Genomic DNA, 15,375 nt, shown 5'->3' on the forward strand with positions numbered 1-15,375 from the left:
TCAAACTTGGCGAGGTCTGTCCCGGGTAATGAATGGCTCAGGGTGCTGGTGAGACGCTCATGGCCGAGAAGTGTACCATCTCCGATAAGTGCGCCGCTGTTATCCAGGTCATGCTATAATTACCCCCTGACCGAGACCCGATGCAGGGGCACCGACTGTGATCCCAACGGGTCGTTTGGGGAGCGGATTCCATGGCCATGTTGATGGACCAAGACCAAATTCTCGATGCCTACTTTCTCAAGTCCGGCATGGGCGAACTGCGGCACTCAGGAAAAACGCGCACTCACTTTCTCGCTTCCGGTGGCACGACGGGCGGTGCTTTCGCCCTGATTGATGAAACCGCGCGTCGAGGCGAGACGGTGCCGCTGCACCGGCATGCCGCCGACATCGAATCCCTCTATGTCATCGAGGGGGAGCTCTCTATCTTTCTCGAGTGCCTTCCCTGCCGGTCGGACACCGCGGGGGCCTTTGCGCATTTCGCGCTCGGTGCAATTCATGGCTTCAGGGTGGAAAGCGAGACGGCACGTTTCTTGCTCTTGACTACGCCCCACCATGGGGAGTTCTACCGGGCCATCTCCAGAGTCCCCAATGAAGCTGAAGATCCTGATGAACCGATGGACCAGGCGGTGATCATGGCGGCATGCCGGGACTATGACGTCGAATTTGTCGGGCCGTTCCCCGCTGCTGCGACGACCTGAAAATCGTCATTCGCGACCACAGGCCTCACCCTTTCCCGAATGCCTTTGCCAGATGCAAACCGGAGAAGCAGCCGGTATCGGCATTTAAGACGCGAGCTACATTCCGACCAAATTCCGACGCTTACAAGGGACACAATTGGAATGCGCAGTTGCAGATCCCGCCACACGACGCAGCGTCACGGTGGCGGGGAGCGGCACATGGCGAGTGCAACCACGGGGCGTGCTGGAATATTTCTTACCGCCTCTTGTAATCGCCTCTTGAGAGGGGGATCTATCATCGTGCGGGCCGGGCCCCTCTGACGTTGGATCTTCCACGTGATGTCGGACCGCATCGGGTGTGCCCGATGGTATTAGGGTCCAAACACCCCCGACCTCGGGTGCGGTCATGCACAAGAGGTCATCGTGGACATCCTGTTTCTTCTGTTTCTCAGCCAGCCGCTCTGGATGTGGCTGGTCTTCATGGCGCTGGTCGCCGCTCTGCTGATCTTCGATCTGGGCGTGCTGCACAGCGACGATCACGAGATCGGCGTCGCCGAAAGCCTGAAGCTCTCGGCCGTGTATATCACGTTTGGCCTCTCCTTCGCGGGCTTCATCTGGTGGCAGATAGGTGGCGAGGCGACGGCGCAATATCTCACCGCCTTCGTCGTCGAGAAAACGCTGGCGATGGACAACATCTTCGTCATCGCGCTGATCTTCGGCTTCTTCGCGATCCCGCGGCAGTATCAGCACCGGGTGCTGTTCTGGGGCATCCTCGGCGTGATCGCGCTGCGCGGCCTGATGATCGGCCTCGGCGCCACCATCGTCGCAGAGTATCACTGGGTGCTCTACATCTTCGCCGCCTTCCTGATCGTCACCGGCATCAAGATGCTGTTCGTCACGGAGGGTGATCATGACATTTCGGACAACAGGCTGCTGAAGTTCCTCAAGCGCCGCCTGCCAGTGACTGACGAACTGCACGGCCATGCCTTCACCGTGAAGCGCGCCGACCCGGCGACGGGCAAGATGAGGCGCTACGTTACGCCGCTGCTGCTGGCCTTGATGCTGATCGAAGTGGCCGATCTGGTCTTCGCGGTGGACTCGGTGCCGGCGGTGTTCACGATCACCACCGACCCCTACATCGTCTATACTTCAAACATCTTCGCGATCCTCGGCCTGCGGGCGCTCTACTTCGCGCTGGCGGCGCTGCTGCACCGCTTCGCTTACCTGAAATACGCGCTGTCACTGCTGCTGGTGTTCATCGGCTCCAAGGTCTTCGTGGCCGAGGCCCTGGGCTGGGAGAAGTTCCCGCCGGCATGGTCGCTCGGCATCACCTTCGCGATCCTCGGTGCTGGCATGGCGTTCTCGCTGTGGAAGACCGGGCGGCAGCGGCCGGTCCATGCGGAAAAACCGACGGCTCCGGCGGTCGCGATACCGGTCACACCCGAGAGCTGACTGGCCGCCGTCCGCAGACCACGTGGCAGGGAGGGCTCGGCATGGTGATGCCGGGCCCGTACGCTTCCTCTGTCAGCCCCGACGGCGATATCCGCTCAAATAGCCCCGCGTCTTGAACGACGCTTTCTTTGCAAATTTTGAGGCGATTTAACCACGAGGAGCGGCAACAGGTTTAGCGACGAGATCATGCGCGATGCAGTCGCGCAGATCGCCAAGCGGGGTCACCCGGGCAGGGAAGGTGTCGCAACGGCTCGCGGTCAGCCTGTATTCTATTTACGCTTGAAGGAAGGAGTTCGCGAAGGGCTTGCGACTGCCGTTTGCCGCGTGGTCGCCGAAGGTCCGTTAGGGGCCGGGAGCCGACTTGGCGGAGCCATTCCCCAGAGTCGGTACAAGCGCTATTTCAGCTTCCCGGCACAGACGAACCCTTGGGTTTAGAAACGAGCAGCTTGTCGATCCGTCGGCCATCCAGATCCACGACCTCGATGCGCCAGTCGTCAATGATGACGTGTTGCCCCACCTGAAGGAGTTCTCCCGCGCGGTCGAGGACGAGTCCGCTCACCGTCTCGTAAGAAGGGTTGTCTTCGAGCTCGATGTCGATCCTTGCCGCGAACTCGTCCACCGGCATCCAGCCCGCGACGAGCAGCGAGCCATCCTTGCGCTCCACCACCCTGGGTTCGTCCCGCTCGGTCTCGTCGAAGCCGCCGGCTATGGCGCCCAGGATGTCCATCGGCGTGATGATACCCTCGAAATGGCCATACTCGTCGTAGACCAGCAGCATGTGCGCCGGAGCGCCCTTCAGCCGTTCGATCACCTGCGTGGCCGGAAGCGCCTCGTGGATCACGGGCGCCGGCTGCGCCAAGGCGGCTGGCTCGAAGGCGCCGTCGGGCGCCGCGAGCAGATCGCGGCTGTGCAGCACACCAATGATCTCATCGGGACCGCCTTGGCGCAGCGGCAGGCGCGAGCGTCCAGAAGTCGCGAAGCGCGCGAGGATCTCCTCCCGGCTTTCCTCGGTCAGCGCGATCTCGACATCTTGGCGCGGCGTCATCAGGCCGCGCGCCGTCCGGTCGGCGACGCGCATGACCCCGGCGATCATCTCGGTCTCGGCCTTCTCGATGACGCCCGCGCCCTCCGCCTCCGAAATCAGCATCCGGATCTCCTCGTCGCTGACCGTCGCCTCGCGCCGGCCGGACTGGCCGAGCAGCGCGAGAATGAGGCCGCCGGAGCGGTCGAGCAGCCAGACCAGCGGCAACGCACCGCGGGCCAGCAGGGCCATGGCAGGTGCAACGCGCGCGGCAATGGCCTCGGGGTTTGACAGCGCGATCCGCTTCGGGACCAGTTCGCCAATGATCAGCGACAGGTAGGTGATCACGATGACCACGAGGCCGACGCCCACCTCCTCGGCCAGCCGCTTCGGCACGCCGATCTGCGGCAGGACAGCGGCGAGGCGCAGGCCGAGCGTCGCGCCGGAGAGCGCGCCGGAAAGGATGCCGACGAGGGTGATGCCGATCTGGACCGTGGAGAGGAACCGGCCAGGCGTTTCGGCCAACGCGAGCGCCGCCCGGGCCCCTCGGTCGCCGCGATTGGCGCGGGCCTGGAGCCGGGCGGGCCGCGAGGAGACGACGGCCAGCTCGGACATCGCCAAGACGCCGTTCAGGACGATCAGGGCCAGGATGACCGCGGCTTCGAGCAGCATGGGGAACCTCATAAAGGATGCGGAGCCGCCTGCTTCGGGAACAGGCGGCTCCGCGGACTGGACAGCGGCACGCAGGACCGGGCCGTGGTCTGCGGCCATGCCGGCAGATCCTGCCGCAGGACCTGCCGGGGGTCGAGGCCGTTCAGCCCGAGAAGGCCCGAAGCACGCCCCGAACGCCAAGCGCGATGATCAGCAGGCCGACGATCATCATCAGCGGCCGCCGCGGTGCGTAGCGCACGGCGATGGCGGCGAAGGGCGCGGCCGGCAGCCCGCCCAGCACCAGCGCCAGCGCTGTCATGCCGAACTCGGACAGGCCGAGATGACCGGCAAAGGTGACGGTGATCGCCGCGGTGACGAAGAACTCTGCCGCGTTTGACGAGCCGATCATGTGTCGGGCCGAGCCACCCGAGGCGAGCAGCGTGCTCGACACCACCGGGCCCCAGCCGCCGCCGCCCACGGCGTCGACGAAGCCGCCCGCAAGACCGAGCCGGCGCACGCCCCGGGGCGGATGGATGCCGGGAACGGCAAGGAAAGCCTTCCAAAGCACCACGCCGCCCATCAGCACGAGATAGCCAGAGACCAGCGGCGCGAGCATGTCACCCAGCCCCGTGGCCAGCAGACTGGCGCCGGCGATACCCCCAAGCGCACCCGAGATCGCCAGGGGCCAGACCAGCTTCCAGTCGACGTTGCGCGCCAGATGATGCGAGGTCGCGCTGACACCGGTGGTGGCGGTTTCGGCAAGATGCACCGCCGCGCTCGCCGCCGCCGGGGTGAAGCCCAGCGTCAGCAGCAGCGAAGTCGAGGTCAGTCCGTAGGCCATGCCGAGCGCACCATCGACCATCTGGGCCGCGAAGCCCACCACGACGATCTGCCAGAAGGCGTCACCCATGTTGAACGCCTTCCGGCGGCACCGGCACAGCCCCCCGGCGGGTCCGCCAGTCCCCGAGGAACAGCAGGATCGGCGCGGCAATGAACACGGAGGAACTCGCGGCGATCACGATGCCGAACACCATCGGCACGGCGAAGCTCTGCACGGCGGCGCCACCCCAGATCGCCATCGGCAGCATGGCCGCCAACGCTGTCATCGAGGTGTATAGCGATCGGCCCAGCGTCTGGTTGATCGACAGGTCGATGATCTGCCGCAGCGGCATCAGGGGGTGCATGGCCATGTTTTCGCGCATCCGGTCATAGACCACGACCTTGTCGTTGACCGAGTAGCCGATCAGCGTCAGCAGGGCGGCGATGGCAGTGAGGTTGAAGTCGAGACCGGTCAGCGCGAAGAAGCCGATGGTCTTGGTCAGGTCGAGAACCAGCGTCGCGATCGCGCCGACCGCGAAGGGCCAATCGAAGCGGGCCCAGATGTAGACCAGCATGGCCAGGCTCGCCGCGACGCTTGCGAGGATGCCGGCCAGCGCCAGCTCGCCGCTCACCTTCGGTCCGACCACCTCAACCCGCTGGAACACGGTGTCGGGTGCGATCTCGGCCACGGCAGCTTTCACGGTCTCGGCAGCGCGGGTCTGTGCGGCTTCGCCACCGGGCTGGCTTTCGACCCGGATCAGCAGGCCGCGATCATCGCCGCTTTCTTGCAGGGTCACCTCACCCAGCCCGAGCGCTTCGAGCGGTTCGCGGACATCCGAGAGCGTCGTCGTCTGGCCGAGTTGTGCCTCGATCAGCGTGCCGCCTCGGAAATCGACACCGTAGTTCAGCCCCGGTGAGACGAAGAGAGTGATCGAGGCGGTGGACAGCACCAGGGAGACCGCGAGGCCGAGATAGCGCGCGCGCATGAAGCGGAAGGCCGGAACCCCGCCGCGTGCCAGCCACGGCAGCAGGGGACGCACCTCGAAGACCTTCGGCTTTCGGACGCGCAGGTAGACGTCCATCACCGCCCGCACCACCGTCACGGCGGTAAAGAGCGACATCAGGATGCCAAGGCCCATGGTAATGGCGAAGCCGCGCACCGGGCCCGAGCCCAGCCAGAACAGCAGCGTCGTCGCGATCAGAGTGGTCAGGTTGGAGTCGAGGATGGCGCGATAGGCCCGGTCGAAACCCGCCTGCACGGCCGAAGCCGCACGCTTGCCGCGCTGCGTCTCCTCCCGGATACGTTCGTTGATGAGCACGTTAGCGTCGACTGCGAAGCCCATGCCAAGCACAAGGCCGGCAATGCCCGGGAGGGTGAGCGTGCCGCCGAGCAGGGTCAGTGCGGCGATGGTCAGCGCAAGGTTGATCAGCAGCGCGCCGGTCGCCACCGCGCCCCAAGCTCCGTAGAGGACGATCATGATGGCGGCCACGAGACCGAAGCCGGCTACGCCGGTCCACAGCCCTATACTGATGGCGTCCTGCCCCAGATCGGCACCGACCGTGCGCTCCTCGATCACCTCCAGCGGCACCGGCAGCGCGCCCGCGCGCAGCAGCGCGGCGAGGGTCGTTGTTTCATCGACGGTGAAACTGCCCGTGATCTCGCCCGAGCCGCCGAGGATCGCCTCCTGAACCACCGGTGCGCTCAGCACCTCGCCGTCGAGAACGATGGCGAAGGGCTGGCCAACCAGGGCCTGGGTCAGCTCACCGAAGGCCAGTGCGCCCTCGGTGTCGAAGCGGAACTGCACGACCGGCTGACCGGTCTGCGGGTGAAAGCCGGATTGCGCGTCGCTCAGATGCTCGCCATCGAGCGCGGACCGCCTCTCGACGACATAGTCGCCCTCGCCATTCGCGGCCGGCAGCCGCTCGTAGCCGTCGGGTAGAGATTGATCCGTACCCTGATCGAGAAGCACCCGATGGAAACCGAGCTTGGCCGTGCTGCCCAAGAGCACCCGCAGCGCCGAGGGGTCGCTGACACCGGGCATCTGCACCATGATGCGGTCGCCACCGACCTGCTGGATCGACGGCTCGGCGATGCCGGCCTCGTCCACCCGCTGGCGGACGACCTCGATGCTGCGACCGACGGCGTCGCTCCGCGCCGCCTCGATCGCGGCTTCGCGCAAGGTCAGCCGCAGCTGTCCCTCGGGCGCTTCCGCGATGTCGAAGGAGGGCTCGGTCTGGCCGAGCCCGCTGCGCTGAAACCGGGGCATCGCCGCCTCTGCGAGGCCGCGCAGGTCGACATTCTCAACTCGATCACCCGACGCAAGCAGCAGCGCGTTGCCGTCGCGCGCGATCCCGGGCGCTGGAAGATCACGCTCCTGTGCCGCGGCCTCAAGCCGTTCGCGGTAGTCGTCGAGCATGGCCTCTTCGAGGGCGGCCTGATCGGCCTGAAGGGTCAGCGATGCGCCCCCGCGCAGGTCGAGACCGAGCGCCACCGCTTGGTGAGGAAGCCAGGACGGCACTTGGCCGAGCATGGCGGGTGACAGGAAGGAGGGCACGGCAAGCAACAGCCCTGCCACTACCACGAGGGCGTAGGCCACAAGGCGCCAGACCGGTATTTTCAAGATGTGCTCCGCAAAAGCCCGACTGTCCGGGCAGGACCTCATGTCCAGCGCAGGGTGGAGGCGCGGCCCGGTGAGAACCACCAACGCTCCTGCGACGGGCGAAGTGGAAGATCGGGGCGCGGCGCTCCCATTGCAAGATCAGGCTCGCGATATCTTTTCCTCGAGCAGGATCTCGGACGCAACGTTACAACGGGCGGGAAGGCCGGAGCCGTTCAAGGTAATGTCCCACACCTTCTCCAGCAGGTGCTGAGAGATCTCCCCATGTCGTTTGTTGCTTTGCACCATACTGGTGATGGGGATGCGAGTACGCGGGCCCATCACCGCAAGAGCTATGTTTGCTCAGCAGAGGCGCATTGCTAAATTAACCGTTCTCAGGGGCTCGCCGGAACGACAAAACGTGCCATCTTGATGCCCGCTCGTTTTGTGAGATGCGCCAGAGAAGCTGAGCAGCAACTCGTCAAAGTTACGGGTCATGAAATGGCAGAAAAACAATGTCCTCGCAAATAGAGCGATCATCTTCTTCCTTCCAACAAGGCCATGCTGAACCACGCTGGAAACTTATCCTCGGCTCTGTCGGGGTGGTCTACGGAGACATCGGAACCTCGCCGATCTACGCCTTGCGCGAGGGGCTGCGAGCGAGTGCTACCGGTACTCGGCCATCAGGAGACGTCATCGGGCTGGTCAGCCTGCTCCTATGGACCCTGATACTCATTGTCACTTTGAAGTATGTGGTACTCATCCTTCGGGCAGATAACCGCGGCGAAGGGGGGACCATGTCGTTGTTCGCCCTCGTCGAACAGGCGACCGGTCGGCGCTCGATGTTCCTTCTGGGGCTCGGCATGGTTGGCACCGCATTGTTCTTCGGAGACGCGATCATCACCCCTGCGGTATCGGTATTGGCCGCAGTCGAGGGTATGATCCTCGTCCAGCCATCACTTGAGGGCAGCACTCTCCCAATTGCCCTGGTCATCCTAACAGCCTTATTCTGGGCCCAATCACTCGGCACCGGTCGGGTATCGATCCTTTTTGGGCCTATCATGCTGATCTGGTTCCTGGCCCTGGGCTGCCTCGGTCTTGCTCAGGTAGCAGCCTTTCCGGCCGTCCTGGCGGCACTGAACCCGGCCCACGGGATTGCATTCATTATCGAACAAGGTGCTGGGGCACTCCCGGTCATGGCTGCTGTCTTTCTGGCTGTTACCGGTGCCGAGGCTCTATACGCAGATATGGGGCATTTCGGGCGCGGCCCGATACGGATTGCGTGGGCTACGCTCATTCTTCCTGCGCTTGCTTTGACCTATCTGGGCCAAGGTGCACTGGTAATGACTAACCCAGAGGCGGCGAGTGACCCGTTCTTTCTGATGGCGCCTGGTTGGGCGCTTCTGCCTCTCGTCATCTTGACCACACTGGCCACGATCATTGCAAGCCAGGCCGTCATATCGGGAGCCTATTCCTTGGCGCATCAGGCCGTTCAACTGGGCTTGTTGCCTCGGCTCCGTTCCGTGCATACGTCGGATACGCAAATCGGCCAAATCTACATGCCTCGGGTAAACACGCTACTCTATATTGGTGTCGTTGCCCTGGTCGTCGTATTCCAATCCTCCGAAGCACTCGCGAGCGCATACGGCATCGCCGTGACGGGCGATATGATTATCACATCGATCCTTGCAATCATTCTGTTTCGCCGCGGCTGGAAATGGTCTTTGCCTCTTGTCGGCTTGATCGTAGGGCCAATGCTTGTCGTGGAGCTGTCGTTCTTGATGGCGAACCTGACCAAGTTCCTTGACGGTGGCTACCTGACCGTTGGCGTTGCCGCCTTGATCGTAATCATGATGTGGACCTGGGTCAGAGGTACCCGTATCATTCAGAAGAAGCTCCGGCTTACTGGTGTGCCTCTATCAACATTGATCGAAACTCTGGGGCGCTCTGGGAGATTGGTTCGGGTTCCAGGAACGGCAGTTTTCTTGAGTGCTGACAGCGAAATGGCCCCATCCGCCTTGCTGCACAATATCAAACATAACTCGGTTTTGCATGAACAGAACGTCATCATATCGGTTCAGGTCGAGGCTCGACCTTATGTTTCCGATGCCAATCGAATGCAGATCGAAGAAATGAAGAACGGTTTCTATAGGATCAAGATGACATTCGGTTACGCCGAGCGGCCGGATGTCCCCAAGATACTCAAGATGGCACGACAAGCGGGCATTCGATTTGATATCATGTCCACGTCTTTCTTTCTGCACCGCAGGTTCCTTCAAGTCGGCTCGAAACGGGAAATGCCGCTATGGCAGGCAAAGCTCTATGCGAACCTGGTGCGCAGCGCGGCCGGTCCGACAAGCTTTTATCGTCTGCCATCAAACAGGGTCATAGAAATTGGCCAGCAGATATCAATCTGATACTGAGCTCGGATCACGCGTTCGATCACTTGCAGTCCATTCCCCTGTGGAGTGTTAGCTTTCGAATCCGGTCCCCGAGGAGGAAGGCACCACCCTCTTGGGTGACTTCATCACGAAGGTCTTCGAGGGCCCTTACCAAGATGCGAGGCACTGGCATCACGATATGTAGCAGCTGGCAGGGCAGGACGCCGCCATGGAGGGCAAGGGCTACTTCATCTAAACGACCTGCCCGAAATGCGCGAAGTACTACGGCGGGAACCACGGGGTGGGCGCTGCCACAACCAATTTCGGCTTCGATTTCTTCGGAGTAGCCGAGACTCCTACCGATTAGATCCAGATTGACGTAGTCAAAGCTGACATTCGCTGCGACATCCACCAATATCAGGAAAGGGCCGTAATCGGGCCCTCAACGGCCGAACCTTCGAGGCCCGCCTGCCGGAAGAGTGGAAGTCCAGTGCTCGGCGAACACCACCCTGACAAATGTCGGTCGCAAAGTGCGGCCGACAACGAGATTCCGAGACTGTTGGATCAGAAGAAGCCGAGCTTGTTAGGGTTGTAGCTGACGAGCATGTTCTTGGTCTGCTGGTAGTGGTCGAGCATCATCTTGTGCGTCTCGCGCCCGATGCCGGACTGCTTGTAACCGCCGAATGCCGCGTGCGCTGGGTAGGCGTGGTAGTTGTTCACCCAAACACGGCCGGCCTCGATGCTGCGGCCGAACCGGTAGGCGCGGGTGCCGTCGCGGGTCCAAACGCCGGCGCCGAGGCCGTACATTGTGTCATTGGCGATGGCGAGCGCCTCGGCCTCGTCCTTGAAGGTGGTGACCGAGACCACGGGGCCGAAAATCTCCTCCTGGAAGACCCGCATCTTGTTGTGGCCCTTTAGGATCGTCGGCTGGATGTAGAAGCCGTTCGCGAGGTCGCCGTTGAATTTGGCCGCGGCACCGCCGGTGAGAACCTCGGCCCCTTCCTCGACGCCGATGGTCAGGTAGGACGTGATCTTATCCTGCTGCTCCTGGCTGGCTTGGGCGCCGACCATAGTGTCCATCTCGCGCGGGTCACCCTGCTTGATCGCCTCGACGCGAGCGATGCAGCGCTTGATGAACTCCTCGTAGATGTCTTCTTGTATCAGGGCCCGGGACGGGCAGGTGCAGACCTCGCCCTGATTGAAGGCGAAAAGCACGAAGCCTTCGACCGCCTTGTCGAGGAAAGCATCGTCCTCCGCCATCACGTCGGAGAAGAAGATGTTCGGTGACTTGCCGCCCAGCTCGAGCGTGACGGGGATCAGGTTTTTGGTCGCGGCCTTCATGATGATGCGGCCCGTCTCGGTGGACCCTGTGAAGGCAATCTTGGCGATGCGCGGGCTCTCGGCCAAAGGACCACCCACCTCGGGTCCCATGCCGTTGACGATGTTCAGGACTCCGTCCGGCAGCAGGTCCGCGATGATCTCGGCCAACACCATTATTCCCGCCGGGGTCTGCTCCGCCGGTTTCAGCACCACGCAGTTGCCCGCAGCGAGGGCCGGCGCCAGCTTCCACGCCGCCATCAGCACCGAGAAGTTCCACGGGATGATCTGGCCGACCACGCCCAGCGGCTCGTGGAAGTGATAGGCCACGGTGTCGTGGTCGATCTCGGACATGTTCCCTTCTTGCGCGCGCAGCACCCCGGCGAAGTAGCGGAAGTGATCGACGGACAGGGGAATGTCGGCGGCGGTCGTCTCGCGGATGGGCTTGCCGTTGTCCCATGTTTCGGCCGTCGCGATCAGGTCGAGGTTTTCTTCGACCCGGTCGGCGATTGTCAAAAGGATGTTCGAACGTTCTGCGGCGCTGGTCCTCCCCCAGGCCTCTCTCGCGGCATGGGCCGCATCGAGCGCCAGTTCGACGTCTTCGGCCGTAGACCGCGCCACCTCGCAGACCTTTTCGCCCGTAATCGGCGTGATGTTGTCGAAATACTGGCCCTTCACTGGTGCGACGAACTTGCCGCCGATGAAATTGTCGTAACGCGTTTTGAACGGCGAGGTGTATTCGCCTGAGACTTGCGTCATCTCGTTCATGAAAGCTCCTCCATCCATCCCGGTCCTCCGCCGGGACTGGAAGCAGGCTGCGCATTACTCTGTGATCTGTCATCCGAGCACCGCAAATCCTGACCCGGCCTTGTCTCAGCCCTGAGACAGGTCAGGTCAGGCTCTCACCCAAGCCAAGTCGTTTCATCCGCCGGTAAAGCGTCGCACGGCCCACACCGAGTGCCCGCGCGGTCTCGGACACGTTGCCGTTGGCGCGTGACAGAGCTCGTTTCACCGCGGCGCGTTCGGCTTTCTCGAACCCAGTTGGGCCGTCCCCGCACCCGAAGAGGTCCGCTGCCGGGATCGACCGGATCGGCCCAGTGGCACCAAGGCCGAATGCAATCCGTGCTCCGCGCGTGGCGCCGAGAACAAGGTCGTCGCCATCTACCGCCAGCAACATGACCGAGTTGGTATCGTCGACGTCCGCGACGATGATGCGTGCATCCGGGAACGTGGCGCGGAAATAGTCCATTTCGATCTGGCGTGCAGTTTGCGCCACCTGCGCCGCAATCAGCCGGTTGATCGTCTCGGTCTGGTCGGCCCGGGCCGACAAGACATCGAGCGCTCCGATCAGTTCGCCTTCCGGCCCGAAGACGGGTGCGTCGATGCAACTCATGCCCGTGTTCCGTGCATGGAAATGCTCATCCCGGTGTATGATGACGCGGCGGCTTTCGGCTATGCAGGTCCCGATGCCGTTGGTGCCCTCCGACGCTTCCGACCAGTCCGCACCGGGAGTCAGCCCCCAGCACTCGAACACCGATTGGTCGCCTTTGGACGCACGTAGGTCCAGCACAACGCCGTCGGCGTCCGTCAGCAATACGCCGCAGCCGGAGCTGCCGACCAGCTGGTACAGGCTGTCGAGCTTGGGCATCGCGATGCGGCGCATGTCCTCCGCCTTCTCGCGCCGCCTGAACAACTCGCTTTCAGTGATCCTCCGCACTTCATCCCGCTGGCCGGGGTCCAGCCCGTGATGATCAAGCGAGCGACGCCAAGATGCTGCAAGCCGTGATCGCGCCGCCGCGGTAGGGTGCCCGGCGGTTTCCATCACCCGTTCCACATGTCGCGAATCCGGCTTCAATAGACTTCTCCCCTGAGGGCTGAGCATAATGAGGGTGCGTCTCTCGGTGAAGCCGGTCATCAGCAGTCTGGCAAAACCCGACCGTCCAGCGAGATTTCCAAGTCTGAAGTTCCCTCGAAAGAAGGTTTTCCGGTCGACTCATCCCAATGCATGGAAGTGCTCGATGGCGGACCGCTTCAGCGGGCTGCGCGGCAGACGGAGGGGGCGGGTCCCGACAACTTCGCGAAACTCCTTCGCGGCAGCCAATACTTTGGCACGCTTCGACGCTACGCCGTTTGGCGTCTTATCTCGCTCGAAGCTGAAAAGGCTTACGCTACTGTCGGAGCCGTGGACCCGAATGGCGTCCGCTTCGCCGTCCTTTCCCAGAACGACCTCTACCGAAAAGCTTTCCAGGGGTGCCAGGTCGCAAGCCCGGATGACGGGGTGGCCATGCTCCAGGCTGGGAGCGATCTCGAGCTTGAAATCTGCCTTGTCGACCGCGGTTTTGAGGTCCTTGGTGTGATGCGCGGTATAATGGCGGTTCAAGATCGACCCGGACTTGTGACCAGCGAGCGCTTGCCGCTGCCCGTCTTCCACATGTGCGCTCCGCAGCATGGAGCTCAGCGTCTTGCGCGCGGCATAAATGTCCTCGTCAAAATCCGCGAGTTCAAGATGGCCAAGGGTCCGCGTCAGTGCTTTGCCGAAGGTCTCGGTGACCTTTCCAGTTTCGGTACGGCGCGCGATTTCTGGGAAGAGAAGGGGGCCATGAACGTCATCGAGTGACTTGATCCAGTCCACGAAGCCAAGGTCAAGTAGAAGCTGCGGAATCGGGATGATCCGCTCGGCGTCTTCCGTCTTACCGAGGGCCTCGCTGGTGAACCCAAGGGCAAGACAGTGCACCTGGTTCCGCAGCCGCAGGCTGTTGCGCTTGAGCAGGAGGACTTCCTCGATTCGGGTACCCACCGTGAGAAGAATGAGCGGCACCCAGTAGAAGGCGTCGCGCACGATGACTGACCCGGGCTTCCATCGGCGATGCTCCGAGGCGCAGCCCGTGTAAATTGGGCAAGTGAGGAATTGTGCAAGCCGCTCTTCGGTCCACGGCATGCGGAGCTTGGGCTTGGTGACGCGGATATAGAGGGGATCGTCAGGTGCCGCTGCCTGGATTGTCCGCTCGACTTCCTTGTAGGAGAGGGCGCTGGGTGCCTCCTTGCATCCGAGGTCGGAGGCCGCCTTGAAGAGACGGTTGAGCCCGTCGCGGTTGCGGCGCAGCGTAGTCATGGTCAGCCGAGGCACCAGCTTTTCGACGAGGAGCGCGCGCTTCTCGAGGTCGCAGATGTCCGTCTGCGCACGGATCTCTTCGGTTGCGGCCTCGTCCGCCGCGTCGGCGATGTCGATCTCGTCCTGCTTCGTGAGCTGCCGGCGTTCTTTGACGGGGCGGCCCTCACTGCGGGCCTTTTCGGTGAACCGGTTCTTGCCGTGGCTCCGCCCTTGGCTTTTCGGCAGGCGTGCCATCCAGGCAAAGAACTCTTCCTGTTTTCGCTTGGTGATCATGGTCACCGGAACGTCGCCGAGGAACTCGATCGCGACCTTGGCGATCGCGTCGATATTCCCCTTCATGCTCTTGGTGGGGTATAGCTTCAGTGCGCGCTCCCAGCACTCCGAGAGCAGGACGGGGCCGCAGGACACGAACGTGTCGACCGGGGCCGCACTGAAGCGGGCCACGAGAGGGGCAGCCTCCGTGCGTGCATCCACGCCATCGAGCGCCTTGCCTTCGATATCTTTCAAGTCGCGGAACAGGTCGACGGCGCGGCGGCCAAGGTCGCTGGGGATCGTCTCCGGCAGCGTGATGCCGAGAACCTGAGCGGCGGCTCGAAGCGGCTCTGCAACCTGGGCAAAGTCGTTGTGACGGGCGCGGCGCTTGAGCGTAAGGTTTTCCTGCTCGAGAAGCTCAATGCGGGCGTCGATCTCCTCGTCGCCGAGGAGGGGGCCTTGATCTTGCTCGATGAGGATGCGGCCAAGCTCCTGCCGCAGCGCTTCCGTCAGAACCGCCGTGATCTCTTCGGCCGGCATGTCTTGGTAGGTGGAGTCGGTCATTATTCTTGTCTCTTCGCGCTCTACGATTGCGAGGAGACGAGCCGTCCGGCTCATCGCCTCGGACAGTAGAGCGGTTCGAAGGGACAAACACAGAAAGGATCTGCCACCATGAATTGCGATGACGTTGGGTAAGCGTTTTCGGAAGTAGTAGATGCGCCCGCGCCGCTGGAGGTAGGGTCCGGCCGAGCGGGGACGAGGCGATCTATGCCCCGGCGGGGGGGCAGCCATGCGCCGCAGTCTCGGGGCCTGTGACACGCGCTGTGTCATAGTTTGTGTCATACCCTCGGGCGGGTGTGACACGGCGTTTTGCGACAGCGATCTGTCGACCCTATATTCTTGGGCTTTTGGCGGTTTTGGGGGAAACATGGCTGGGGTGGTAGGATTCGAACCTACGGTACACGGTACCAAAAACCGCTGCCTTACCACTTGGCTACACCCCAGCAGGTGTGGCGGCTGTCTAACCTTGTCGGCTGGCGGCTGCAAGAGCCAGATGCGGGATTTTTGCGGCTTCCGCCGGGGCATTTTTCCGCAT

General features: G+C 62.8%; 9 protein-coding genes, 1 tRNA gene and 1 pseudogene. 4 read left to right on the top strand and 7 right to left on the bottom strand.

Translation table 11 applies throughout. From position 1 onward, the window contains the following. Positions 1-191 precede the first annotated feature (191 nt). Together O4G76_RS15465 and O4G76_RS15470 are read left to right on the top strand one after the other, a co-directional pair. The gene (locus O4G76_RS15465) at positions 192-698 is read left to right on the top strand and encodes a hypothetical protein (protein WP_269398159.1); all 507 of its coding nucleotides are present in this window, start codon (positions 192-194) and stop codon (positions 696-698) included. Between the two features lie 402 nt (positions 699-1,100). Then, entirely contained in the window at positions 1,101-2,129 is a 1,029-nt protein-coding gene (locus O4G76_RS15470; protein WP_269398160.1) for a TerC family protein, read from the top strand. Between the two features lie 400 nt (positions 2,130-2,529). Here the strand turns inward: O4G76_RS15470 and O4G76_RS15475 are convergent, their stop codons facing one another. From O4G76_RS15475 to secD, 3 genes are all read right to left on the bottom strand, one after another. Then, positions 2,530-3,822 carry a hemolysin family protein gene (locus O4G76_RS15475; protein ID WP_269398205.1) on the bottom strand — a complete coding sequence of 431 codons (1,293 nt, stop codon included), beginning with the start codon at positions 3,820-3,822 and terminating at the stop codon, positions 2,530-2,532. 142 nt (positions 3,823-3,964) lie between these two features. Then, positions 3,965-4,711 carry a sulfite exporter TauE/SafE family protein gene (locus tag O4G76_RS15480; RefSeq protein WP_269398161.1) on the bottom strand — a complete coding sequence of 249 codons (747 nt, stop codon included), beginning with the start codon at positions 4,709-4,711 and terminating at the stop codon, positions 3,965-3,967. Next, positions 4,704-7,241, bottom strand: coding sequence for a protein translocase subunit SecD (secD, locus tag O4G76_RS15485; protein WP_269398162.1), 2,538 nt, complete (start codon positions 7,239-7,241; stop codon positions 4,704-4,706). Before secD ends, O4G76_RS15480 begins: the two co-directional genes overlap by 8 nt. 503 nt (positions 7,242-7,744) lie before the next feature. Between secD and O4G76_RS15490 the strand changes: the two genes are divergently transcribed. Continuing rightward, entirely contained in the window at positions 7,745-9,634 is a 1,890-nt protein-coding gene (locus O4G76_RS15490) for a potassium transporter Kup (protein WP_269398206.1), read from the top strand. Between the two features lie 73 nt (positions 9,635-9,707). Beyond that, a pseudogene (locus tag O4G76_RS22070) lies at positions 9,708-9,803 on the top strand (hydrolase); the annotation flags it as partial. 359 nt (positions 9,804-10,162) lie between these two features. Here the strand turns inward: O4G76_RS22070 and adh are convergent. From adh to O4G76_RS15510, 4 genes are all read right to left on the bottom strand, one after another. Then, entirely contained in the window at positions 10,163-11,683 is a 1,521-nt protein-coding gene (gene adh, locus O4G76_RS15495; protein WP_269398163.1) for an aldehyde dehydrogenase, read from the bottom strand. Between the two features lie 121 nt (positions 11,684-11,804). Next, positions 11,805-12,797 carry a GAF domain-containing protein gene (locus O4G76_RS15500; RefSeq protein WP_373568045.1) on the bottom strand — a complete coding sequence of 331 codons (993 nt, stop codon included), beginning with the start codon at positions 12,795-12,797 and terminating at the stop codon, positions 11,805-11,807. 111 nt (positions 12,798-12,908) lie between these two features. Further along, positions 12,909-15,209 (bottom strand): DUF6538 domain-containing protein, encoded by a 2,301-nt coding sequence (locus O4G76_RS15505; RefSeq protein WP_373568043.1) that lies wholly within the window; start codon positions 15,207-15,209, stop codon positions 12,909-12,911. After that, positions 15,209-15,283 (bottom strand) — tRNA-Gln (locus tag O4G76_RS15510). The genes O4G76_RS15505 and O4G76_RS15510 overlap by 1 nt, the downstream gene beginning before the upstream one ends. Positions 15,284-15,375 lie beyond the last annotated feature (92 nt).

The organism is Limimaricola sp. G21655-S1 (genome assembly GCF_027213785.1).
Taxonomy (GTDB): Bacteria; Pseudomonadota; Alphaproteobacteria; order Rhodobacterales; family Rhodobacteraceae; genus Limimaricola.